We start from the raw sequence: 23464 nt of genomic DNA on the forward strand, positions 1-23464 counted from the left end.
CGAGAAGCTTTTTTATGAGCTATACAGCAGCAATAATCTGCCGGGCTTTTAATTCTTCAAGCGCTTGAATACGCCGTTGAATCAACATTTCCCCAATATCAGGACCACTAATATCGGGTGGTAAATCCTGCGCTTTAATGCCACGAACCACTTCCATTGCATCTAGTACATATTGCGATTGCGGATATTCACGATCTTCCAGACCAAGGCGGCCACGTGAATCACATTCACAGGCTTGAACATAAGCTTCAACACGTTCAGGGCGACGTAATACATCTAGACGTTGCAATAAGCGCCATAAAGTCCCAGGTTTTAAGCTTAAGGCTTGATGACATTTTAAATGTTCTTTACATACCGCAATGGCAAGTTGCTTGGTATTGGTCGGCACTTTAAGGCGATCACATACTTCGGTGACCGGTTTGACACCACGTTCTTCATGCATGATATGACGCGGTAATTCATCTGCCGGTGTGAGGGCTTTTCCTAAATCATGAACCAGAACGGCAAAGCGTACATCGAGTGAATAATTGGCTTTACAGGCTTGTTGTAGCGACATCATGGTGTGAATGCCACAATCAATTTCCGGATGATATTCAGGACGTTGTGGAATGCCGTACAACACATCTAATTCAGGGAACAGGACTTTTAAAGCGCCACAGCGACGTAGCGTTTCGAAATATTCATCGGCATGATTTTCCATCAAGGCACGAGAGGTTTCTTTCCATACCCGCTCAGGCGTTAATGCCTGTAATTCACCCGATTCCGCTAACTGTTGCATCAGTGCCAAAGTTTCAGATGCCACCGTGAACCCAAGTGATTTATAACGCGCTGCAAATCGTGCAATGCGTAAAACGCGTAGCGGATCTTCGACAAAAGCATTGGATACATGACGTAATATTCGATCGGTTAAATCTTGCTGACCGTTATAAGGGTCGTATACGTTACCATCTTCATCCATCGCCATCGCATTAATGGTCAGGTCACGACGGATCAGATCCTCTTCAAGGGTTACACTGGTATCTGTATAAAATTCAAAGCCATGATAACCCTGACCGGATTTACGCTCGGTACGGGCTAAAGCATATTCTTCTTTTGTTTGGGGATGCAGGAAAACAGGGAAATCTTTGCCTACCGGCTGATAGCCCTGAGCAAGGAGTTGTTCAGGTGTTGCACCAACAACCACATAATCTTTTTCGTGATAGGGGTGACCGAGTAAGTGATCACGTACTGCACCGCCTACTAAATAAACTCGCATGAAAAAACCTCTATTCTTCAAGCAATCATGCTACAGAATAGAGGTTTTCTCAAGTAAATAACCTTAGCTTTTTGCTAAAGTTGAATACTAGCCTTCTTGTGACTGTTGGATTTCAGCAACGGTCAATGCTGTCATATTTACCACACGACGTGTTGTTGCAGTCGGTGTCAAGATATGAACAGGTTTCGCAGCACCCAACAGAATTGGGCCAATCGTTACATTGTTGCCTGAAGTCGCTTTTAACAGGTTAAATGAAATGTTTGCTGCATCAAGGTTTGGCATGATGAGTAAGTTTGCAGAACCTTTGAAACGTGAGTTCGGAAATGCGAAATGACGAATATTTTCATCAAGTGCAGCATCACCGTGCATTTCACCTTCGACTTCAAGCTCAGGTGCAATTTCACTTAAAATTTCAAATACTTTACGCATTTTTTGTGCACTTGCATCAGTCTGGTCAGAACCAAAGCTTGAATGCGATAACAACGCAATACGTGGAGTCACACCAAAACGACGCACTTCTTCAGCCGCCAAAATGGTCATTTCAGCCAATTGTTCAGCCGTTGGATTGGTATTCACATAAGTATCGGCAATGAACAAGTTGCGATCTTGAAGCATTAACGCATTTAGAGTAAAGAATGTGCTACGACCTTCTTTTAAGCCAATCACGTTTTTCACGAAATCTAAGTGAATGTCATAGCTTGAATATGTACCACAAAGCATACCGTCTGCATGACCGTGTTTCACTAACATTGCAGCAATCAGGGTAGAGCGACGACGTGCTTCACGATGTGCGTATTCAGGTGTTACGCCTTTACGCTGCATGATTTGATAGTAATCATCCGCAAAAAATTCGTAATCTGGATTTTTCTCTTGATCCACAATTTCAATGTTCACGCCATGTTCAAGACGCAAGCCCAATTTTTTGATGTTTGCTTCAATGACAGAAGTACGACCAACAAGAATCGGAAACGCTAAACCTTCATCTACCGCAATTTGAACTGCACGAAGCACACGAAGATCTTCACCTTCCGCATATGCAATGCGTTTAGGCGCTGTTTTTGCTTGGGCAAAGATCGGTTTCATCATAAATGCAGAGTTGTATACAAACTCAGACAATTTTTGACGATATGCAGAGAAATCTTCGATCGGACGAGTCGCCACACCAGAATCCATTGCAGCTTGTGCAACAGCAGGGGCAATTTCAAGAATTAAACGTTGATCAAGTGGGCGTGGAATAAGGTAATCACGACCAAATGATGCAGATTTTTCACCATAAGATGCTGCATCTGCTTCAATGTGTGCCATACGTGCAATCGCATGTACGCAGGCAATTTTCATTTCTTCGTTAATGGTGGTTGCGCCAACGTCTAAAGCACCACGGAAGATATACGGGAAGCAAAGCGCATTGTTTACCTGATTTGGATAATCCGAACGACCAGTCGCCATAATTACGTCAGGACGAACTTCATGTGCATGTTCAGGTAAAATTTCTGGATCCGGGTTTGCCAAAGCAAAAATGATTGGATTTTCAGCCATCACTTTAACCATTTCTTTGGTCAAAATGCCTGCCGCTGAAAGTCCCAAGAACATATCCGCACCAGCAATAACGTCTGCTAATTGAGTGCCTTCAATATCTTGAACATAACGTTTTTTCGATTCATCCAAATTGTCACGTTTAGTCGTAAGCAGACCGCGTGAATCGGCAACGGTAATGTTCTGTTTGTTTGCACCTAAAGCACAAAGCAAATCTAGACAAGACAATGCAGCTGCACCGGCACCTGAAGCGACAATTTTAATCTCTTCAATTTTTTTGCCAGTCAATTGTAAAGCATTGAGTAAAGCTGAACCCACAATGATAGACGTACCATGTTGATCATCATGGAACACAGGAATATTCATGCGCTCACGAAGTTTTTTCTCAATATAGAAACATTCCGGTGCCTTGATATCTTCAAGGTTAATACCACCAAAAGTAGGTTCTAATGCAGCCACGATGTCCACAATTTTGTCTGGATCGTTTTCAGCAATCTCGAGGTCAAATACATCTACACCCGCGAATTTTTTAAACAGTACGCCTTTACCTTCCATAACCGGTTTAGAAGCTAAAGGACCGATGTTACCCAGACCTAAAACTGCAGTACCATTGGTTACAACTGCAACAAGGTTGCCACGTGCAGTGTAAAGTGCTGCAGTTGATGGGTCGCGTTCAATCTCTAAACATGGTGCTGCGACACCCGGAGAGTAAGCAAGCGCTAGGTCATGTTGGTTGACCAGCTGTTTACTTGGCGTAACACTGATTTTCCCTGGTGTTGGATATTCGTGGTAGTACAAAGCTTGCTGTTTTAATGATTGATCGTCCATCTGTATCTCTATTGTTGCTTGAGTTGCCCAGCCCGAGCTGGTGGTGATTTTTTGCTTAATTTAATTGAATATAACATTTGTTGCGGCCTTAGCACAGTCGCGAATATGCCATTTTCAAGCAAACTGATATTTAGGCGTATCGACTTATATTAAGAAGGTATAAGTCGATGTTGTTCCAGGAAGGTAGTTGCTTCACTTTCGGGTAAAGGTTTTGAAAACAGGAAGCCTTGAGCAATGTCACATTCCAGATCTTGTAAGTATTGAAGCTGTTCCTCGGTTTCAATGCCTTCTGCAACCACGACCATGCCCATGGCTTTGCCCATGGCGATCATGGCACTGACAATGGCTTCTTGTTTGTTTTGCCCAATTCTGGAGATAAAGCTGCGGTCAATTTTTAATATATCAATCGGAAAATCAGCAAGATAAGAGAGGGAAGAGTAACCTGTTCCAAAATCATCCAGGGAGATATTAATCTTACGTTTCTTGATTTCATCGAGCAGATTTTTAACCGTAACCGAGTTCTCAAGCAGTGATGATTCGGTAATTTCAAGCTCTAGGCTCGAGCCTGAAATTTTGTAGGTCTGAATGGCATGATCGAGGTCTTCGAGTAATTGTCCACGTTGTAATTGCTGTGCGACCACATTGACCGAGACACATATATTATTAAAGCCTAAATCATTCCAATTCCTAATTTGTTTAGCGGTTTGTTGTATAACAATTCTGCCAATATCCGAGATCAAACTGGTTTGCTCTGCAAGGGGAATGAACAAATTTGGTGGAATAATGCCTTTGCTTGGGTGATTCCAGCGAACCAAAGCTTCAAAACCATAAATTTCTTGGTCGCTAAAATTAATTTTTGGCTGATAGTAAACAATCAGTTCATTGTTGTTAATCGCGAGTCGTAAATCGCGTTCCAGATAAATCCCTTGCTCAAGTAAGGCGGTATTTTTATTGGAGTAAAAACGGATGGTATTGCCACCTAAGCTTTTTGCTTCGATTAATGCCTGCTCGGCACAATTATTCAGATAATCCAGTTGGCGGCCATTTTCTGGATAGAAAGCAATCCCCATAGATAGAGTAATAATATGGTCCTGACCAAAAATGTTAAAGGGTAAGGAAAATGCCTTACTCATCCGTTCACAATGATGCTGAACCGATGGGCGAATATGCGAGATTTCATAGACAATGGCAAAGTCATCACCATTTAGATGGGCGACCAATAATGCTTCAGCATTGGTGAGTCGTAGTCTTTGCGCCACTTGGCGTAACAGTTCATCGCCACCGCTATTGCTCAGAAATTCATTCAAAGGTCTAAAACGATCGATATTCAGACGAATCACAGCGAGCTGTTTAATCGAATCCTTTTGACTGACTAGATATTGATGTAATTGATAGTTGTAATAAAAGCGATTCGGCAGGTCGGTTAGTGGATCGTAATTTTCCAAATAAGACAGACGTTGTTCTTGCAGCTTACGTTCAGTTAAATCAGAAACGATACCAATATAGTGTGTGACACGATTTTTTTCATCAATAATGGCATTAATCCGCATCCAGACTGTAAGTTCTTTACCAGAAAGAAATTTTTCATTGAGCTCACCATCAAACTCACCCATTTTATCGAGTTGATTGATGATGGAAGAATGGCTGTTTCTTTGTTGTGGCTTATAATTTGAAGTGATATCAAATAAATGTTTGCCAATAATTTGGTCATGGGTGAAACCCGTCAATTGTTCATAGAATGGATTGACGTCGATATAGCAAAGTTGTTCATCAAGAATGAAAATCCCTTCAGCAGCTTGTTGAAGCACACTTGCTGCAAGTTTTAAGCGTTCCTGATCGGTACGTTCTTGATGGATGTCACGACGAATCCCGACCATACGCAGAGGCTTATTATTGTTCGGGTCACGCGTAATGACTCTACCAATATCATGGACCCATTTCCATTTGCCATTAGTATGTTGAATTCGATAAGTGGCTTCATACTGATCGGTTTGGCCGCGTAAATTTTGCTTCATCGAGGTTTGGAAGTGTTCGAGATCATCGGGATGAATGATGCTTTGCAGCTGATTATGATGCTGTTTTGAAGGTTTTAAAGTCTTTTGATGCTTAGAATCGGTAACTAAAATTTCCCGATCTTTGATATTCCAGTCCCAAGGTCGAAGTCCCGCAACGCCATGTGCTAACATCAGATTTTGTTGCTGATTTTCCAGATCAGCATTCATTTTAGCAATATCAAAAGTTCGCTCTTTGACTTTTTGTTCAAGCAATTGATTGTTCAATTGAAGTTGTAATTCGATATCTTTGGATTTATTAATTTCAGTTTGTAATTGCTGACATAACTCATCTGTCCAGAGAACCTGTTGTTCGGCATTTTTAACCAAGCGATTATTTTTCGAATACAGTGCTGAAATGCGTTTATGAATACGCGTCGTAGAGTTGGCACACAGTAAAATGACAATAAGAGTGAAATTGATCGTTAAATAAAATAAATAATTAGAGGTTTCTGTTGTAATAAACTGTGAGGCAAGATAAGGAAAAATGGCTGGAATAAAGGCCAGACAAAAATAATTTAGACGTTGGGTTAAGAAAGTCAGGGCAAAGGCCTGGCTTACAATCAGTAATAACGCTGAGAGGATTAAAGCATTCACATCGCTGAAATTAGGGTTATATTGCGGCAGATAGTAGTAAATCAGACCAATACCAATAGCAATACAGCTTCCAATTGCCAAACATTGGAATTGCAGCCAGCGATGTGCGTGATTGAGTGCGAAATTATGGGGCTTAAAATAGATACTAATGATGAGTAAACTTAGGCAACTCAACAGTTCGGTCGCAATAAACCAAAGATTGAAATAGAAAGAGGGTTTTGTAAAATAAAATTGGTAAATGCAATAAACATATAAGGAAACGATCAGAATACTGACGAGAAAGAATCGACTGAGTCGAATCGTATTGGTAATTTGAGCAGCACTCACATGCTGTTTAACATACTCGTCTTGAATATCTGACATAAAAGCAGAAACCTTATTTTTGTTTTGCGATAAATTGCTTTCTAAATATTGATCGTGTTTAAAAAAACTAAACTGTATTTTAAATATACATTTGTATCTTGAAATCAAGATTAATAATGTTATTGAGAAAAATCAATCGAATCAGGTACTATTTATCTAAAATCAGATGAACTATACAGTTACTTTATAATTTAAAATAGATAAAGCAACGATTGGGGCAGTTTCAGTGCGTAAAACGCGATTGCCAATACACCAATTAATAAATCCAGCATCGTTGGATAATTGTATTTCAGCTTCGCTGAGTCCACCTTCTGGACCAATTAAAAGTGCAATATCAGGTGTGGCATTGGCTAAAACATCGACTTGATCTTTATTGGGTGCAAGCACTAATTTTGTAGTAGGCAGTTCACTGGCTAACCAGTCTGGTAAAGAAATCGGTGCTAAAACTTCAGGGACTTTATTCATCCCGCATTGTTCACAAGCAGCGATGGCGATGCCTTGCCAGTGATCAATTTTCTTTTGATCACGATCATACTTAAGGCGCATCTCGCAACGTTCAGAAGTGAGAAGCTGGATTTTTGAAACACCCAGTTCAACTGCTTTTTGAATGGCATAATCCATGCGATCACCTTTACTCATCACTTGACCAAGTAAAGCTGTGAATGCAGGTGTACGATCATCAGGGTTGAATGTGTCGACAGAAACGCTCGCTGATTTTTTTGAAACTTCAACAAGCGTCACGTCATATTCACCACCTTGTCCATTGAACAAAGTGGCTTTTTCACCGACTTGTGCGCGTAATACTTTCACCCAATGATGAAAAACCGTTTCGGTTAATTCAACATTCATATCAACAGCCAAATCAGCCTCAATATAAAAACGCGGCATTCAGTATTACTCACAAATCAGATAAAAAAATTAAGCTAAACCGAGATCAGTCACGAGTTGACGTGTTGGATCTGTGGTGTTCATGGTATAGAAATGCAAGCTTGGCGCACCGCCTGCAAGCAGACGTTCACACAATTTCACTACAACTTCATGACCAAAAGCCTTGATTGAAGCAGTGTCATCACCATAAGTGGCTAATTGCTTGCGAATCCATCGCGGGATTTCAGCACCTGTACCATCTGCGAAGCGAATCAGGTTGCTTGCATTGGTAATCGGCATAATGCCCGGAGCCACAGGAATGTTCACGCCTTCCTTTTGAATACGATCTACAAAGTAGAAATACGCATCTGGATTAAAGAAGAACTGTGTTAAAGCTGCATTGGCACCGGCATTGGCTTTTTCGATAAAGTGTTGAATATCTTGATCAAAGCTTTCTGCTTGTGGGTGCATTTCAGGATACGCTGCGACTTCAATAATGAAGTGATCACCTGAATGTTCACGGATAAAACGAACCAGATCTTGTGCATAAGGCAATTCGCCCAAGCCCACCTGACCAGAAGGCAAGTCACCACGAAGCGCAACAATACGGTTGATGCCTTTTGATTTGTACAAATCAAGCAACTCGGCAATACGTGCTTTGTCATCACCAATACAAGACAGGTGAGGGGCTACAGGTGTGCCTTTGCCATTAAAGTCATTGATTGCAGCGAGTGTGCGTTCACGCGTAGAACCACCAGCACCATAAGTTACAGAGAAAAACTCAGGATTTAGTAGTTGTAATTCTTTATGAACAACACGAAGTTTTTCCGCACCAACATCAGTCTTGGTCGGAAAAAATTCAAACGAAATTGGGACACGTTTGGTCATTTTTCAAATCCTTTTTTATCAATACTTTTGTTTTTTATTGCCCTCATCCCGAACTTCTCCCAGAGGGAGAAGGAGGACCTCAATTCGAATTAAATTGAGAAAGTTCCTCTCCTTTTAGGAGAGGTTAGGAGAGGTCAAACTTAGTATTTATAAGTCTCAGATTTGAATGGACCTTCAACTTGAACGCCTAAGTAGTCTGCTTGTTCTTGAGTTAATTGAGTCAAGACACCACCAAAACCAGCAACCATTGCAGCAGCAACTTCTTCATCCAATTTCTTAGGAAGAAGTTCTACACGAATTGCAGCTTGTTTTTGCTCTTCAGGAAGATCAGCAAATTTTTCAGCGAACAAATGCATTTGACCCAATACTTGGTTGGCAAATGAACCGTCCATAATGCGTGATGGGTGACCCGTTGCATTACCAAGGTTAACCAAACGACCTTCAGAAAGAAGAATCAAATAGTTGCTTTCATCTTCTGAACGATAAACCTGATGTACTTGAGGTTTAACTTCAACCCATTTGTAACCACGCAAGTAGTTGGTATCAATTTCAGTGTCAAAGTGACCGATATTACATACCACTGAACCTGCTTTTAATGTATCTAACATTGCAGAGTCACATACGTGGTAGTTACCCGTAGTCGTTACGATCAGGTCAGTATTTTGAAGAAGATCAAGGTTGATGTCTTCTTTCTTACCTGTTTGCACGCCATTTTTGTATGGAGATACAACTTCGTAACCGTCCATGCATGCTTGCATCGCACAGATTGGATCGACTTCAGTTACGCGAACAATCATGCCTTCTTGACGAAGTGATTGAGCAGAACCTTTACCTACGTCACCGTAACCAATTACAAGTGCACGACGACCAGACATCAACATGTCAGTACCGCGTTTGATTGCATCGTTAAGAGAGTGGCGGCAACCATATTTGTTGTCGTTTTTAGATTTAGTTACTGAATCGTTTACGTTGATTGCTGGAACTTTCAAAGTACCGTCACGTAACATTTCATAAAGACGTTGCACACCAGTGGTGGTTTCTTCAGTCACACCGTGGATTTTAGCAATCAGTTCAGGATATTTTTCATGAACAACAGCAGTCAAGTCACCGCCATCATCAAGAATCATGTTGGCATCCCAAGGCGTGCCATTTACATTGATTTGTTGTTCAAGACACCACATGTATTCTTCTTCAGTTTCGCCTTTCCAAGCGAAAACAGGAATACCGCGCGCAGCAATTGCAGCAGCAGCGTGGTCTTGAGTAGAGAAAATGTTACATGAAGTCCAGCGAACTTCAGCACCCAATTCAACCAGAGTTTCAATTAAAACTGCAGTTTGAATGGTCATATGAATACAGCCGAGAATTTTCGCGCCTGCAAGTGGTTTTGCTGCTGAGTAGCGTTTACGCAAACCCATTAGCGCTGGCATTTCTGCTTCAGCAAGTTTGATTTCTTTACGGCCGTAATCAGCAAGTGAAATATCGGCAACTTTATAATCTGTAAATGAAGCATTAACCGCGTTCATCAGGATCTCCTAGAGAAAAAATAGATTGGATCGTTATGTTCGCGGATGCCGTTTTTGATCAAAACCAGTATTTCATAGAAGTTTTGACCGAATCGTCGAGCCTAGCGATTTCACATTTATATGCCTGTGAAAAAGTCGCAGCATCCCTCGACTAGCGGGCTATTGTACTTGGAAAATGATTTTGTTCCAATCGAGAATTGATTATTATCAGCACAATCATATTTTGGATGAAAATTATGGCTTTAGAAATGCCTGAAGAATTAGCGAATCTAGAAGCAAATGGCGGAATTTTTGCGGTATGGATGTTGCTGCAACATTTAGGTATCGATGCTGATATTCAGCAGCTGGTAGATGTATGTGGATATGATGCTGAAAATGGCACCACAACCATCGGTCTAGCTGTTGGATTGAAAAAGTTTGGTTTTAATGTTCAGTTTTATACCGATCATGACCCTGATCTTCAGGAGAGTGAAAAACTCAGTTATCAAGAAGCAGAGCAACTGGGTTTACCTATTCTGCCTGCGTTAAATTATCAGCAAATCCAGCAAGCATTTGATCAAAATAAATTTGTGATTGTCTATTACGACACATTAGAAGATGTGGGTAATCACTCACTTGTTTATGATGTAAATGCGGATGAAATCTGTTTCTTTGACAGTTTTGATGCGATACCTGCTTTAGTTTTTGAGCAGCAACGTCGAGTAGACGGAATTTGTCGACAAGTGATTGTTGTCGATAATTAGAGTTTTTTATAAATTCAGTCATTAAATAAAGTTCAATTTGAAGAATTTAAATCTTTCGAATTTTGAACTTTATGGAATTGATGATTTGGATTTCGGTATGTATAAGGTACTTAATGGATACTAAAAATTAGGGAATGAATATGGATGATTTATATGACACTACATTAAAAGTAGATAATTTTACTGAAGAAAATTGGAGTGAACTACTTTCAAGTACACTGCCAAATTCTGAAAAAATTTTGCTTATAGATATTTTGATTAAATTTAACGAGTTAGAGTATGAGATTAAAAGGTTAGTAGCCTATGAAGGAATAAAAACATATAAAAATGAAATAAAAACGCTTCCACTAGCACAACTATTGTTAAATATTGAAATTATTAAATATTTTGATGATGACATAGTTTTATTATTGCAGAAATTAAATATGAATTTATTTTTAAGAAATTTAATTGCACATTCTATCCCTAAAATAATTAAGGATAAATATATTCTATTTTTGTCTCATGATTTTATTGAAGCTAAAAAGATGAGAGTAGAAGCGAATAGAGATAGTTATAAGTATCGGGATCTCAGTAGAACGAAAGCGTTGATTAATAAGCCGTTTGAATCAGACTTAAGTAATTATAGTATAATGAGAGTAAGAGATTTAGAAAAGTATTTAGAACTTTTGGAATATATCAAACCCAAAATTGAAAAAATTGTCAGTAAAATATAATCAGAATTAAGTCAAAACTAAATTTTTTTCATCATTAAAGTCGAATATATGAAAAATAAAGCCCATCGATCGATAGGCTTTTTTAGTTACTCAGCAGATTGAGCTCTATCATGCCAATAATCGGCTTTTTCATCATCCACATCTACACCTAAACCGTGTTCATAAATGCAGGCTAAATCACGCATGGCTTGAACTTCACCCAGTTCGGCGGCTTGCTTGACCAATTCAACCGACTTGGTCACATCTTTTTCCACTACATCGCCACGACGATAAAAATTCGATAACTCTAAAATAGCAGCAGGATGTTTATGTTTCGCTGCTTGTTCTAACCAGCGGTAAGCATGTTCAAAATAGGTTTTTGCTTCCTCCGGATCTTCTTCCAACATGTCTTTTGCATAAAATGCATAACCTTCACCTAGCCAGTACATAGCCTCAACATGACCCAGTTGAGCGGCTTTGAGTGCCCATTCTTCAGCAAGTGCAACATGCTCATCATTTTCACTTTGCATATAAATTTCAGCAAGCTCAAATTGTGCATCACGATTGCCTGCCATCGCACGGTTGAAAAGTTCGGTAGAAATAGGGAGATCAGACATTAAAAAAATCCAGAGCGCATAATTGCTATAGCCTAAATGTTTGGTACAAAAAAGCCAATCTGAAGATTGGCTTTTTACACTTTTCAATTTTAGATAAGGTAAAGGATAGTGCTCGCGACCAAAATAATCGCCGTTGCAATTGTAACCTTCTTAATCTTTTATTCAAAATAACTCAAAAATAAGCCAACAAATAAAGCAGAGTAGCTAAATATGATAAGCTTAGAGACTGTTTATAGAAGATTTGAATCTAATCTGCTTTTATAGAATTCATAAAAAACAGCGACCGAAGTCGCTGTTTTTAGCTCAAAAGACCTTAAGCCTCTTGTTGAATACCGGCAACCAACCAGTCTTGGTTAGAACCTGCAGGTTTGGTGAAATGCCAAACTTCTGCAAAAGGTTGCGGTAAGCTGTTTAAATCTTCGCTTACTGTACCCGTGAAACGAACGCTCACCACATATTGACCATTTTCATTTGCAGAATCGACCACCATCGCATTGAGGTTGGAGAATTCAGCAACGTCTTGATCTTGGTTGGTCATAATGTCGTTATACATAGACTGATAAAGATCAGGCGTTAAATAACGTTGAATTTCAGCAATGTTACTTGCTGTATTCATAGACTGAATATGGTTAAAGCGCTGACGGGCAACACGCAAGAATGCAGCAGGTTCAGTACCATCTGGCAATTGATTACCATTGCTGGTTGAAGCACTACCAAATGGAGCTTGAGTTGCTGCACCTGCAGAACCACCTACTGACTGACCAAAAATATTGCTGTTGTCATTTGACGTACGTGGTGCTGCATTTTGTTGACCAAACGGTGCTGTATTTCCAGCATTGTTTGGTGCATAAGGATTGTTAGCGGCTAGTTTTTTTTTTGCCCCGAATTTACGGAACAAGAAGAATGCGACTGCAGCTGCTAGAAGAATCCAGATCCAGCTTGGAAGTCCGCCTTTTTCTTCTTGCTGCTGTTGTGCTGTAGCATCAGCACCGCTTGCAGCAGGTTTGTCATCCGCCATTGCATTCGCCGCAACTGCACCAATCGCAGCACCAGCAACACCAGCAGCAACCATTTTACCTACGCCAGAACCCGATTTCTGAGCAGGTGCGGTAGTCGGTTGTGGGGCAGGAGTAGCTTGACGCGGTTGTTGGTAAGACTGGGTTGGAGCAGCAGAACGACTCATACCATGGCTTTTACCACCACCTGCACGTTTCGCTTCAGCCATTGGTGCGACCACCAAAGCTGCCATTAAAAGACCTGCCATCAAACCACGCTGTCGAACTTCCATCGAATTTTTCCTAAATAAAAAAAGTAAATTATAGCCCTATAGTTATGCAGTCATTTGCACCGAATTTCAATATCAAATTGGTGTTTTTTTTACATAATCTTTCATATGTCTAAGCCTAAGCCAATTCTTCACTTAAGCTCATGGCTTCGCTTAATGCTTCATGTAAGCGTGCCACTGAAATAATCTGAACATTAGGGATTGGTTTTTGTGGGGCATTGCCTCTAGGCAGAATAATGTATTTAAAACCATGCTTAACCGCTTCTTTTAAACGTTCCTGACCATTCGGTACAGGGCGAATTTCACCCGATAGCCCCACTTCGCCAAACACAGCCAGTTGCTGAGGTAATGCTTTACCGCGCAAGCTTGAAGCACAGGCCAGTAAAACCGCAAGGTCAGAACCTGTTTCGGTAATTTTTAAACCACCGACGACATTGACATAAACATCTTGTCCTGCAGTTTGTACGCCACCATGACGATGCATCACCGCAAGTAGCATATTCAATCGGTTTTGATCTAAACCTAAGGCTACACGACGCGGTTGACCATGGGCATCATCCACCAAAGCTTGGACTTCAACCAACAGTGGGCGAGTGCCTTCGCGGCTAATCATCACGATAGAACCGGGGATGGCTTCATCATAACGACTTAAGAAAATAGCGGATGGATTGGAAACTTCACGCAAGCCTTTCTCGGTCATGCCAAACACGCCCAATTCATTGACTGCACCAAAACGGTTTTTTACCGCACGAATCATGCGATAACGTGAGTCAGATTGCCCTTCAAAATACAAAACGCAATCGACCATGTGTTCTAAAACACGCGGACCCGCTAAAGCACCTTCTTTGGTCACGTGCCCCACAAGAAATAATGATGTGCCACTATTTTTAGCAAAACGGGTCAGTAATGCGGCAGATTCACGAATTTGGGAAACACCACCGGGTGCAGATTGCAAGGTTTCTGTATACAGCGTTTGAATCGAATCGAGAATCGCCACAGCAGGACGTACTTGTGCCAAGACTTCACAAATCCGTTCTACACAGGTTTCTGCCATGACTTGAAGATGGTCAGTTGGTAATTCCAAACGATGGGCACGTAACGCCACTTGCGAAAGCGATTCCTCACCGGTGACATAAAGCGCAGAGCTTTTTGCAGATGCCATGTGGGTCGCGGTTTGTAAAAGAATCGTGGATTTACCAATCCCGGGGTCACCGCCAATCAGCACCACAGAACCCGTCACCAATCCGCCACCTAGAACACGGTCAAATTCACTAATGCCAGTCGCTAAGCGTGATTCATGTGAAACGGAAACTTTATTTAAGGTGGTAATATTTGCCGCTTGACCTGCATATCCGCCTATTTTCGGTTGTGCACGATGGGACACGGTTGGCTCAACACGGACTTCAGTCAGACTATTCCATTCGCCGCAATCTGTACATTGACCTGCCCATTTAGGATGGTCAGTTCCACATTGTTCGCAACGGTACACAGTTTTGACTTTGCTCATTGGAGTGTTATCTATATAAATAAGAAGATTGATGAGAAATGTAGCAATAGCTGTATGGAAATACAATTTTTTGCATAAAATCTCGCCAATCTATATGTTGGCACGTAAACTGCTAAATTTAAGGGAAATGCACAAAGCAATACAAAAGGGACTGAATTTGAATGAAAAAGCAACAGAGACACACTTAGGCTTGAAAAATATTAAATAATCGCTCAAAAAACTTTATTTATTTTTTTAATTTGAGCTACTTTTATCACACGAAATTTGAGAGACGAAAATAACAATGTCAAATGAAAACCCGAGTTCATCTGCTGCACAGGGTGAACTGCAGCGAAGTTTATCGAATCGGCATTTGCAACTTATTGCGATTGGCGGGGCAATTGGTACAGGTTTATTCATGGGTTCGGGTAAAACCATCAGCCTGGCCGGACCTTCAATTCTGATTATTTATATGATTATTGGTTTTATGGTTTTTTTGGTCATGCGTGCGCTTGGCGAATTGTTACTGTCTAACCTGCAATACAAGTCTTTTATCGATTTTGCGACAGATTTAATCGGTCCTTGGGCGGGCTATTTTGTTGGCTGGACCTATTGGCTATGCTGGATCACGATTGGTATTGCTGATTTATCCGCGATTATTTATTACCTGCAATTCTTTAACGGAGGGCTGCCGTTTACGCCTGGCGAAGGGGTCATGATCAGTATCGCGGCCATTGTCTTTATTATGGGTTTGAATCTGGTCACGGTAAGATTATTTGGTGAATTAGAGTTCTGGTTTGCCTTAATCAAGATTATCGCGATTGTGGTGCTGATTGCTGCCGGTTTATGGATGATCTTTACCGGATTTACCTCTACCGTAGGTGAGATAGCTTCATTTACCCATCTTTGGTCACATGGCGGAATATTCCCTACCGGGGTAACTGGCTTTCTGGCAGGCTTCCAGATTGCGATCTTCGCCTTTGTCGGTGTAGAGCTGGTCGGTACGACTGCAGCTGAAACCAAAGATCCAGAGCGTAACTTGCCTAAAGCGGTCAACTCGATTCCGATTCGTATCATCATTTTCTACGTATTGGCATTGGTTATTGTTATGTCGGTAACGCCATGGAATAAAATTGATCCAACGATTAGTCCATTTGTAAACTTGTTTAGCCAAGCAGGTATTGCAGCAGCCGCGATTATCATGAATCTGGTGGTGTTATCATCAGTCATGTCATCAATGAACAGTGGGGTATTCTCGACCAGCCGTATGCTGTTCGGTCTTTCACGTGAAGAACAAGGTCCAAAAGCATTTGGACATTTGAATAAGCGTGCTGTTCCTGCGAATGCCTTATATTTTTCTGCGATTTGTTTATTGCTGGGTGCTGCACTGCAGTACTTTGTACCCAACACCGTTGAAGCCTTTACTTTGGCAACCACGCTTTCAACCATCTTGTTCATCTGTGTCTGGTTGATGATTATCTGGAGTTATATTGTTTACTATAAAACTCGTCCAGAACTGCATGCCAAATCAACCTTTAAATTACCGGGTGGATTGTTTACCTGCTGGGTGGTGATCATCTTCTTTATTGGCATGATTTACGTGTTGTCTTTAGAAGCAGATACTATGCGTGCCTTAATGGTGAGCCCAATCTGGTTCATTATTTTGATTATTGGTTACTTTGGTTTCTACAAACCGAAACATAAATAAGCCACTTGTTTGTGAAAAACGCCAGTTTCAAACTGGCGTTTTTTTTTAACTAGCGATAATCTCTAGCGTTTAGCACTTTGGTCACGGCGGTGATCGAGTTATACTTCTTCGAAAACATAGGATAGGTGGTCAGATGCGTCTTGTCATTTGCTACATCAGTTTATTGGCAACAGGTTTTGCCTTGGTCGGTTGTGGTCAGTCTGGAGCTTTACAGTTACCGAGTGATCAGAATTACGACAAGCGTTCGAAATATTTGTTATATCCCAATGTCGATTCAAAACAGCAGTCTGAACAGAAAGAAGCGTCTGAACAGAAACCGCTTGTAGCACCTACTGAGTCTAATCAGCCTTCAACCCCTTAGCTTTTAACTGCTAACGCTTTCATAGAAAGGATACCTTCATGAGTTTTACCCGCATTAATGGGGTTCTGCACGCAGAGCAATGTTCGTTGCAACAACTTGCGCAGCAATTTGGCACGCCACTTTATGTTTATTCAAAAGCCACTTTTGAAAAGCATTATCTCGATATGGATCGTGCATTTAGCTTTATCGATCATCAAATTTGTTTTGCGGTAAAGTCGAACTCTAATATTGCGGTATTGAATGTGCTGGCGAAGCTGGGTGCAGGTTTTGATATTGTCACTGGCGGCGAGCTTGCACGTGTACTGAAAGCGGGCGGTGATGCAGCTAAAATTGTGTTCTCTGGTTTAGGTAAATCGGAAGCAGACATTAAAAAAGCGCTGGAAGTTGGGATTGCCTGCTTCAATGTTGAATCCTATGCCGAACTGGATCGCATTCAAAAAGTAGCAGCCGAGCTTGGCAAAAAGGCCCCGATTTCTTTACGTGTAAACCCAGATGTGGATGCCAAAACCCATCCTTATATTTCTACCGGCTTAAAAGAAAATAAATTCGGCATTCCATCGGACAGCGTATTTGAAACCTATCAATATGCAGCCTCTTTGCCGAATCTGGACGTAGTCGGTATTGACTGTCATATCGGTTCGCAATTGACCGAAACTCAACCTTTTGTCGATGCGCTTGATCGCGTGATCATGATGATTGATAAATTGAAAGAACTCGGGATCAATCTGAAACACATCGATATCGGTGGTGGTTTGGGTGTGACTTATAAAGATGAAGTTCCACCAACTGTTGTCGAGTATGCCAATGCACTGAAACCGGCTTTAGAAAAACTCGGTTTAAAAGTGTATATGGAACCGGGTCGTAGCATTTCTGCCAATGCGGGTGTGTTACTGACCAAAGTTGATTTGTTGAAACCGACCAATCACCGTAACTTTGCCATTATTGATGCGGCAATGAATGACCTGATTCGTCCTGCTTTGTACGAAGCGTGGATGGATATTCAGGAAGTGACTCCGCGTAGCGATGTTGAAGCAAAAGAGTGGGATGTAGTGGGTGCAATTTGTGAAACTGGTGACTTCTTGGGTAAAGAGCGCAAGCTTGCACTGAAAGAAAATGATGTGCTTGCAGTATTGGGTGCGGGTGCATACGGTTTCGTGATGAGCTCGAACTACAACAGCCGTGGTCGTGCTGCTGAAGTGATGGTCAATGGTGATCAGGCACATTTGATTCGTGAGCGTGAAAGCATCGAATCATTGTGGGATAAAGAACGCTTATTGCCAGAGGAGTAATTCGAGATGTTTTTAGAATTTACTAAAATGCATGGTCTGGGCAATGACTTCATGGTGGTTGATCTGATCAGCCAGCGTGCTTACCTGGATACCATGACCATTCAACGCTTGGCTGATCGTCATTTCGGGATTGGTTTTGACCAGCTACTCATTGTTGAACCGCCAGACCTTCCAAATGTCGATTTTAAATATCGTATCTTTAATGCCGATGGTTCTGAAGTAGAGCAATGTGGCAATGGGGTACGCTGTTTTGCACGTTTTGTGCATGAACGTCAGTTGACCACGAAAACCAAAATTAAAGTACAAACCAAAGCCGGTATTGTTGAGCCTGAACTGGGTCAAAATGGTTGGGTTCGAGTGAATATGGGCTATCCAAAATTTTTGCCGAATCAGATTCCATTCCTTGCTGATGCGCCTGAAAACTTATACAGCTTAGCCTTAGCCAATGATGAAAGCATTATCATTGATGTGGTGAACATGGGTAATCCGCATGCGGTGACCATTGTTCCGGATGTGCTTACCGCAGATGTTGCTGGCATGGGGCCTCAAATTGAATCGCATGAGCGTTTTCCACAACGCGTCAATGCAGGCTTTATGCAAATCATTGATGAAAATCATGCGCGTTTACGTGTATTTGAACGTGGTGTAGGTGAAACGCTGGCATGTGGCACGGGTGCTTGTGCAGCTGCGGTTTCAGGTATGCGCCGTGGCTTGCTTGGAAATGCAGTAGAAATTGAACTTGCCGGTGGTAAGCTGCAAATTGAATGGCGTGAAGGTGATGTGGTTTGGATGACCGGTCCAACAGCAAATGTCTATGAAGGTCGTATCGATTTAAGTTTTTACCAACAATAAAACGTATGGTTTGACTCAAAAAGCACTGTCATCATGATGGTGCTTTTTAGCTGTGGAATCATGGATTGTGCAAGTTAAAAATCAAATAGATATAATGAAAAGAAAGGGCGTATCCTGTGATGTGCTTGATTATTGAATCTAAGCGAGTTAAACCTGAATAATATATCGCCGTTGATAGCGCCCATTAAATACAGTGAGAAAAAACGTGATTGATCCAGAGATGCAGATACGTTCTCCTGCTGATTTATTGCTGATGTGGTTAAAAGAAAGAGAAATTCAAAATCAGTCCAAGCATACTTTGCAGGCCTATGAACGCGATGTTTCGGATTTTTTAAATTTTTGTGAAATCAAAAAACTCAATTTAGCAGATGTGGAATCGACTGATTTACGTGAATTTTTGGCCCAAAAAGTTGAACAGCAGCAACTGAGCTCTAGCAGTCTGCAACGTCTTTTATCTTCCATTCGTCAATTTATGAAATGGGCAGAGCAAGGGCAATATCTGGCTTTTAATCCTGCCGATGATTTTCAGTTGAAACGGTTACCTCGGCCGCTGCCAGGGATGGTGGATATTGAAACCATTAATCAAATTTTAGATCAATCCAAACCTGAAAAACCCATCGAACAACAAATGTGGTTACGTGATAAAGCGATTTTGGAATTACTTTATTCTAGTGGTCTGCGATTGGCAGAAGTACAAGGCTTACGCATTAAAGATATCGATTTTAATAGGCAACTGTTACGCATCACCGGTAAAGGCAATAAAACGCGTGTGGTGCCTTTTGGTTCTAAAGCCAAAGATGCGGTGATGTTGTGGCTACAAGTTTATCCTTTATGGAATGGTGACTTTGTCCCTGACGCAAATGTATTTATTACCCAAAAGGGCAATCCACTCGGAGCAAGACAAATTGAAAATCGGGTTAAATTACAGGCGCAACGTGCAGGGGTAAATGTCGACTTACATCCGCATTTATTGCGTCATTGTTTTGCCAGTCATATGTTGTCGAACAGCGGAGATTTACGTGCTGTACAAGAAATGTTGGGGCACAGTAACTTAACCACAACGCAAATCTATACCCATGTTGATTTTGATCGTTTGGCGCAAGTTTATGATCAGGCACATCCGCGTGCACAACTCAAAAAATCGCAGTAAATATCTAAAGAGATCTATATTTTGTTTTAATATAATTCTGAATTTTTTAAGCAAAAGAACATAAATTAATGAAACTTAAATAAATCTAGCGTTAGTATTGCAGAATATTGCTGGCGTTTTAAACTATTGTAGAATAATAAAAAGCCAATTTATCAGGTATAAAAATCAACTATAAACATGAAATAGGTGGCATGAATAATGCAGAGTAATGAAATAATTTGTTATTCCACTGGATGTTACATAAAGTTTGGAAGTCAAAAATGATAGGGAAAACAATGATTTCAGATATTCAAGAAAAATATGATTTATTGAATACTGAGCAAAAAGAGATTTTTGCAGGCTATGGTCTGCGTCAGGTTAAGCATTTTGTTGAAATAAGTTTGCCCAATATTGAGCCATCTTTACCAGAAAATACCCATGTTCAAGGCATCAATGCTGAAGGTAAAGTACAGGCGGTCAATATGGAGACGCAACAAGGCTATATCTGGATTTCAGACTTGCAATGGCAGGAACGACCGATTGCTACGGTGGATGTTGATTTAAAACAAGACTTTTTAGAAGTGTGGGAGATATTTAATCTTCAAGAATATGATCTAATTGATTTAAGCCATATTCACCGTGATTTTTTACAACATTATCATGTTTAATGGGTTGTTTTAGTCTGCCTAAATTGGGCAGTATCTATTTGATAAAGCACATGTCTTTGCAAGGGACTACTGTTATCTAAAGCAGGGTGATTGAAGTAGTCTCTAAATTGCATGCCTAAACGTTGCATAACGGCTTGGGATTTGGTGTTTTGTATTGCAGTGAATGCAACCACTTGGTCTAGCTTGAGTGAATCAAAAGCAAAGTTTAAACAAGCAGTTGCAGCTTCGATCGCAAAACCATTGCCCCAATATTTCTGCTCAAGTCGCCAAGCGATTTCGGTACAGGGCGAAAAGGTAAATTGACTGGGCTGGGCATTTAATCCTGTGAAGCCAATAAAATCCCCACTTTGTTTTAATTCGACTGCCCAGAAACCCCAGCCTTGAGTTTCGATAATTCTTTGAAACTTATGCGCTAGCACATCACTTTGTTCCGGAGTTAAACAATGGGGAAAATAACGCATCACTTCAGTGTTAGAGTTCAGTGCATAAAACGGCTTGAGATCAGACTCTTTCCATGCTCTTAAAATTAAACGCGATGTCTCAAGCTGTATACTCATCATGCTGTCCTAAAGATCATCCAGGGGAAGTTGGAAACTCTGTTTGATAATTTGACTGGGTAAATCCGTTTTGACACTGGTAATGCCATTTTTCTTGGTTAAATGCGTGGACTGAAATTTACGATAACTTTCCAGGTCGGGTACCACCACTTTCAGCATGGCATCACATTCACCCAAAATAATATAACACTCCATCACTTGAGGCAGCTCTTTCATCGCTTCAATAAAGCAATCGATCGTTTCAGCATCCTGACCGACCAACCAAATGCGTGAAAACAAAATCAGCTGTAAGCCAATTTTTTGTGGGTCCACCACGGTGGTGTAATTCTGAATGACACCGGCTTCTTCGAGCAATTTCACCCGACGCAAACAGGAAGAGGGTGACAGCCCAATTTCACGGGCTAGATCATTATTTTGCATGCGCCCATTATTTTGCAGTGCACGAATGATATTTTTATCGGTACGATCCAGCTTTACTGAAATAGATTTAGAAGATGGCTTCATAAATTAGAATATAATTCGAAAAATAATCATAATTATAGAATAATTTGAAATCCTATTTTGTGGTATTTATTCGATACTAATTTCCACTTTCAAGACATGGAAAGGGAAAAGGAAATGTCTGTATTTGCACTGTTTGCCTTAACGGTTATCCCACTTATTTTTACACCTGGGCCAGATATGTTGTTTATCTTGTCACAAGTGATGGGCAAAGATGCAAAAGCAGGCATGATGGCAACGGTCGGGATTTGCCTGGGATATTTAGTCCATTCCGTGTTGGTGGCCTTAGGCATTGCAGCCATTATTGTTTCTTTCCCGGTGTTATTTGAAACCATTCGCTGGCTCGGGATTGCTTATCTATTATTTTTGGCTTTTAGTTTAATCAAGTCGGTTTTTAGCAATAAGAAATTGGCGATTGAAAACAAAAGTACATCGAAACCGATTCAAAAAGGCTTTTTTACAGCTTTACTGAACCCAAAAGGCATGTTGATTTACTTTGCAATTTTGCCGCAATTTATCGATAAAGCCGGAGACACCGTGACGCAAGGTTTGATCTTATCGTTTATTTTTATCGGATTGATCTTTGTGGTGTATTGCAGTTTAAGTCTGATTTTTGCCAAAATCACCCAAAAAACCCAGATTGATGAACGTAAACAAAAATGGATTGATGGCGGTTCGGGTGGTTTATTAATGCTTGCTGCAACCTGGCTCATCATTCATTAACACGCCTATAAAAAGCATGTCATCATGACATGCTTTTTAAGTAGAACTGGATTTTCAAATTAAAACTAATTTATTACCAGTTTATTCTAAAAAGATGCTCATTTTTGCTACAGCTATAGCAGGAAAAAACCTCTTGTCTGTCTTAAATGACAGTTCACAACTTTGTCGTTTGTGCAAGAAGGCTAAGCTGTTCGAGCTAAAAATTAATCGAAAACAAGGGTTAAATCAGAACTTTTGATGAAGTTAATTAGATAAAAACATAATAAAAATCAATGTTTAAAAATAAATAAATATTGAGCAAATTCATCTTAATAAAAACACTTCAAAAAAATATGAACGCCTAGTTCAAGTAATTTACGCATTTTTACAGCTCTTTCGATAATTGTGACTTGACCGAAATGCCATACACATTGCAAGATAGGGCACCTAAAAATTTTTAAGTGAAGAGTTATTCTAACTTTTCTCAACATTTACTTTTGCTAAAACAGCCGAGGATTACATGAAGGCTCTTGTTGCTGTAAAACGTGTGGTTGATGCCAACGTTAAAGTTCGCGTTAAACCGGACAATAGTGGGGTAGACCTGACTAACGTTAAAATGTCGATCAACCCATTCTGTGAAATCGCAGTGGAAGAAGCGGTTCGTTTAAAAGAAAAAGGAACAGTTTCAGAAATCGTTGTGGTTTCTATCGGTCCTAAAGAAGCGCAAGAACAAATCCGTTCTGCTATGGCTCTGGGTGCTGACCGCGGTATCCTGGTAGAAACGGCTGACGAGATTGGTGCACTTGAAGTTGCTAAAATCTTGAAAGGCATTGTAGAACAAGAAAAACCAGAACTGATCCTTCTAGGTAAACAAGCGATTGATGACGACTCGAATCAGGTGGGTCAGATGCTTGCTGCTTTACTTGGCGCTGGTCAAGGTACCTTTGCTTCTGTCGTCAATGTTGC

21 protein-coding genes are annotated in these 23464 nt (G+C 40.7%); 10 read left to right on the top strand and 11 right to left on the bottom strand.

The window, feature by feature from the left end:
- Window positions 1-19 precede the first annotated feature (19 nt).
- From HLH14_RS07010 to ahcY, 6 genes are all read right to left on the bottom strand, one after another.
- Window positions 20-1255, bottom strand: a complete 1236-nt coding sequence (locus HLH14_RS07010) for a multifunctional CCA addition/repair protein (protein ID WP_067724218.1) — start codon at window positions 1253-1255, stop codon at window positions 20-22.
- 87 nt (window positions 1256-1342) lie between these two features.
- Window positions 1343-3616, bottom strand: a complete 2274-nt coding sequence (locus tag HLH14_RS07015) for an NADP-dependent malic enzyme (protein ID WP_067724217.1) — start codon at window positions 3614-3616, stop codon at window positions 1343-1345.
- Between the two features lie 149 nt (window positions 3617-3765).
- Window positions 3766-6627 carry a bifunctional diguanylate cyclase/phosphodiesterase gene (locus HLH14_RS07020; protein WP_067724216.1) on the bottom strand — a complete coding sequence of 954 codons (2862 nt, stop codon included), beginning with the start codon at window positions 6625-6627 and terminating at the stop codon, window positions 3766-3768.
- A gap of 171 nt (window positions 6628-6798) precedes the next feature.
- Complete coding sequence (locus tag HLH14_RS07025) at window positions 6799-7515, bottom strand: 16S rRNA (uracil(1498)-N(3))-methyltransferase (RefSeq protein ID WP_067724215.1); 717 nt, start codon at window positions 7513-7515, stop codon at window positions 6799-6801.
- Window positions 7516-7545: 30 nt separating this feature from the next.
- On the bottom strand, window positions 7546-8382 hold the full coding sequence (gene metF, locus HLH14_RS07030; protein WP_067724214.1) for a methylenetetrahydrofolate reductase [NAD(P)H]: 837 nt from the start codon (window positions 8380-8382) through the stop codon (window positions 7546-7548).
- A 140-nt stretch (window positions 8383-8522) separates the two neighbouring features.
- The gene (ahcY, locus tag HLH14_RS07035; RefSeq protein ID WP_067724213.1) at window positions 8523-9905 is read right to left on the bottom strand and encodes an adenosylhomocysteinase; all 1383 of its coding nucleotides are present in this window, start codon (window positions 9903-9905) and stop codon (window positions 8523-8525) included.
- A gap of 236 nt (window positions 9906-10141) precedes the next feature.
- Between ahcY and HLH14_RS07040 the strand changes: the two genes are divergently transcribed.
- Both HLH14_RS07040 and HLH14_RS07045 read left to right on the top strand, forming a co-directional pair.
- Window positions 10142-10648, top strand: a complete 507-nt coding sequence (locus tag HLH14_RS07040) for a cysteine peptidase family C39 domain-containing protein (protein ID WP_067724212.1) — start codon at window positions 10142-10144, stop codon at window positions 10646-10648.
- A gap of 140 nt (window positions 10649-10788) precedes the next feature.
- On the top strand, window positions 10789-11364 hold the full coding sequence (locus HLH14_RS07045) for a hypothetical protein (RefSeq protein WP_067724211.1): 576 nt from the start codon (window positions 10789-10791) through the stop codon (window positions 11362-11364).
- 86 nt (window positions 11365-11450) lie between these two features.
- Here the strand turns inward: HLH14_RS07045 and HLH14_RS07050 are convergent, their stop codons facing one another.
- The 3 genes from HLH14_RS07050 to radA form a co-directional block, all read right to left on the bottom strand.
- On the bottom strand, window positions 11451-11960 hold the full coding sequence (locus HLH14_RS07050) for a tetratricopeptide repeat protein (protein ID WP_067724832.1): 510 nt from the start codon (window positions 11958-11960) through the stop codon (window positions 11451-11453).
- Window positions 11961-12273: 313 nt separating this feature from the next.
- Window positions 12274-13248 (bottom strand): Tim44 domain-containing protein, encoded by a 975-nt coding sequence (locus HLH14_RS07055; RefSeq protein WP_067724834.1) that lies wholly within the window; start codon window positions 13246-13248, stop codon window positions 12274-12276.
- A gap of 115 nt (window positions 13249-13363) precedes the next feature.
- Window positions 13364-14752 (bottom strand): DNA repair protein RadA, encoded by a 1389-nt coding sequence (gene radA, locus HLH14_RS07060; RefSeq protein WP_067724836.1) that lies wholly within the window; start codon window positions 14750-14752, stop codon window positions 13364-13366.
- 283 nt (window positions 14753-15035) lie between these two features.
- Here radA and HLH14_RS07065 point away from each other — a divergent pair, with 283 nt between their 5' ends.
- The 6 genes from HLH14_RS07065 (at window position 15036) to HLH14_RS07090 (ending at window position 20738) form a co-directional block, all read left to right on the top strand.
- The gene (locus HLH14_RS07065; RefSeq protein WP_067724838.1) at window positions 15036-16439 is read left to right on the top strand and encodes an amino acid permease; all 1404 of its coding nucleotides are present in this window, start codon (window positions 15036-15038) and stop codon (window positions 16437-16439) included.
- A gap of 133 nt (window positions 16440-16572) precedes the next feature.
- Window positions 16573-16800 carry an LPS translocon maturation chaperone LptM gene (gene lptM, locus HLH14_RS07070; protein WP_067724839.1) on the top strand — a complete coding sequence of 76 codons (228 nt, stop codon included), beginning with the start codon at window positions 16573-16575 and terminating at the stop codon, window positions 16798-16800.
- A 38-nt stretch (window positions 16801-16838) separates the two neighbouring features.
- Window positions 16839-18089 (top strand): diaminopimelate decarboxylase, encoded by a 1251-nt coding sequence (gene lysA, locus HLH14_RS07075; protein ID WP_067724841.1) that lies wholly within the window; start codon window positions 16839-16841, stop codon window positions 18087-18089.
- A gap of 6 nt (window positions 18090-18095) precedes the next feature.
- Complete coding sequence (gene dapF / locus HLH14_RS07080) at window positions 18096-18941, top strand: diaminopimelate epimerase (RefSeq protein WP_067724842.1); 846 nt, start codon at window positions 18096-18098, stop codon at window positions 18939-18941.
- 253 nt (window positions 18942-19194) lie between these two features.
- Window positions 19195-20091, top strand: coding sequence for a site-specific tyrosine recombinase/integron integrase (gene xerA, locus HLH14_RS07085; RefSeq protein WP_165493729.1), 897 nt, complete (start codon window positions 19195-19197; stop codon window positions 20089-20091).
- 275 nt (window positions 20092-20366) lie between these two features.
- On the top strand, window positions 20367-20738 hold the full coding sequence (locus tag HLH14_RS07090) for a hypothetical protein (protein WP_067724847.1): 372 nt from the start codon (window positions 20367-20369) through the stop codon (window positions 20736-20738).
- On the opposite strand, the gene HLH14_RS07095 is transcribed toward HLH14_RS07090, so the two are convergent.
- The gene (locus HLH14_RS07095; protein ID WP_235940471.1) at window positions 20735-21295 is read right to left on the bottom strand and encodes a GNAT family N-acetyltransferase; all 561 of its coding nucleotides are present in this window, start codon (window positions 21293-21295) and stop codon (window positions 20735-20737) included. The genes HLH14_RS07090 and HLH14_RS07095 overlap by 4 nt on opposite strands.
- Window positions 21296-21304: 9 nt before the next feature.
- Complete coding sequence (locus HLH14_RS07100) at window positions 21305-21799, bottom strand: Lrp/AsnC family transcriptional regulator (RefSeq protein WP_067724851.1); 495 nt, start codon at window positions 21797-21799, stop codon at window positions 21305-21307.
- Between the two features lie 114 nt (window positions 21800-21913).
- On the opposite strand from HLH14_RS07100, the gene HLH14_RS07105 reads away from it, so the two are divergent.
- On the top strand, window positions 21914-22519 hold the full coding sequence (locus HLH14_RS07105; RefSeq protein WP_067724854.1) for a LysE family translocator: 606 nt from the start codon (window positions 21914-21916) through the stop codon (window positions 22517-22519).
- A 499-nt stretch (window positions 22520-23018) separates the two neighbouring features.
- A partial coding sequence (locus HLH14_RS07110) for an electron transfer flavoprotein subunit beta/FixA family protein (RefSeq protein WP_171532800.1) occupies window positions 23019-23464 on the top strand: 446 nt, incomplete at its 3' end.

Source organism: Acinetobacter terrae (assembly GCF_013004375.1).
Lineage (GTDB): Bacteria > Pseudomonadota > Gammaproteobacteria > Pseudomonadales > Moraxellaceae > Acinetobacter > Acinetobacter terrae.

Coding starts and splice junctions, on each gene's coding strand:
- HLH14_RS07010 (WP_067724218.1), bottom strand. CDS start 1,255: ATGCGAGTTTATTTAGTAGGCGGTGCAGTACGTGATCACTTACTCGGT.
- HLH14_RS07015 (WP_067724217.1), bottom strand. CDS start 3,616: ATGGACGATCAATCATTAAAACAGCAAGCTTTGTACTACCACGAATAT.
- HLH14_RS07020 (WP_067724216.1), bottom strand. CDS start 6,627: ATGTCAGATATTCAAGACGAGTATGTTAAACAGCATGTGAGTGCTGCT.
- HLH14_RS07025 (WP_067724215.1), bottom strand. CDS start 7,515: ATGCCGCGTTTTTATATTGAGGCTGATTTGGCTGTTGATATGAATGTT.
- metF (WP_067724214.1), bottom strand. CDS start 8,382: ATGACCAAACGTGTCCCAATTTCGTTTGAATTTTTTCCGACCAAGACT.
- ahcY (WP_067724213.1), bottom strand. CDS start 9,905: ATGAACGCGGTTAATGCTTCATTTACAGATTATAAAGTTGCCGATATT.
- HLH14_RS07040 (WP_067724212.1), top strand. CDS start 10,142: ATGGCTTTAGAAATGCCTGAAGAATTAGCGAATCTAGAAGCAAATGGC.
- HLH14_RS07045 (WP_067724211.1), top strand. CDS start 10,789: ATGGATGATTTATATGACACTACATTAAAAGTAGATAATTTTACTGAA.
- HLH14_RS07050 (WP_067724832.1), bottom strand. CDS start 11,960: ATGTCTGATCTCCCTATTTCTACCGAACTTTTCAACCGTGCGATGGCA.
- HLH14_RS07055 (WP_067724834.1), bottom strand. CDS start 13,248: ATGGAAGTTCGACAGCGTGGTTTGATGGCAGGTCTTTTAATGGCAGCT.
- radA (WP_067724836.1), bottom strand. CDS start 14,752: ATGAGCAAAGTCAAAACTGTGTACCGTTGCGAACAATGTGGAACTGAC.
- HLH14_RS07065 (WP_067724838.1), top strand. CDS start 15,036: ATGTCAAATGAAAACCCGAGTTCATCTGCTGCACAGGGTGAACTGCAG.
- lptM (WP_067724839.1), top strand. CDS start 16,573: ATGCGTCTTGTCATTTGCTACATCAGTTTATTGGCAACAGGTTTTGCC.
- lysA (WP_067724841.1), top strand. CDS start 16,839: ATGAGTTTTACCCGCATTAATGGGGTTCTGCACGCAGAGCAATGTTCG.
- dapF (WP_067724842.1), top strand. CDS start 18,096: ATGTTTTTAGAATTTACTAAAATGCATGGTCTGGGCAATGACTTCATG.
- xerA (WP_165493729.1), top strand. CDS start 19,195: ATGTGGTTAAAAGAAAGAGAAATTCAAAATCAGTCCAAGCATACTTTG.
- HLH14_RS07090 (WP_067724847.1), top strand. CDS start 20,367: ATGATTTCAGATATTCAAGAAAAATATGATTTATTGAATACTGAGCAA.
- HLH14_RS07095 (WP_235940471.1), bottom strand. CDS start 21,295: ATGAGTATACAGCTTGAGACATCGCGTTTAATTTTAAGAGCATGGAAA.
- HLH14_RS07100 (WP_067724851.1), bottom strand. CDS start 21,799: ATGAAGCCATCTTCTAAATCTATTTCAGTAAAGCTGGATCGTACCGAT.
- HLH14_RS07105 (WP_067724854.1), top strand. CDS start 21,914: ATGTCTGTATTTGCACTGTTTGCCTTAACGGTTATCCCACTTATTTTT.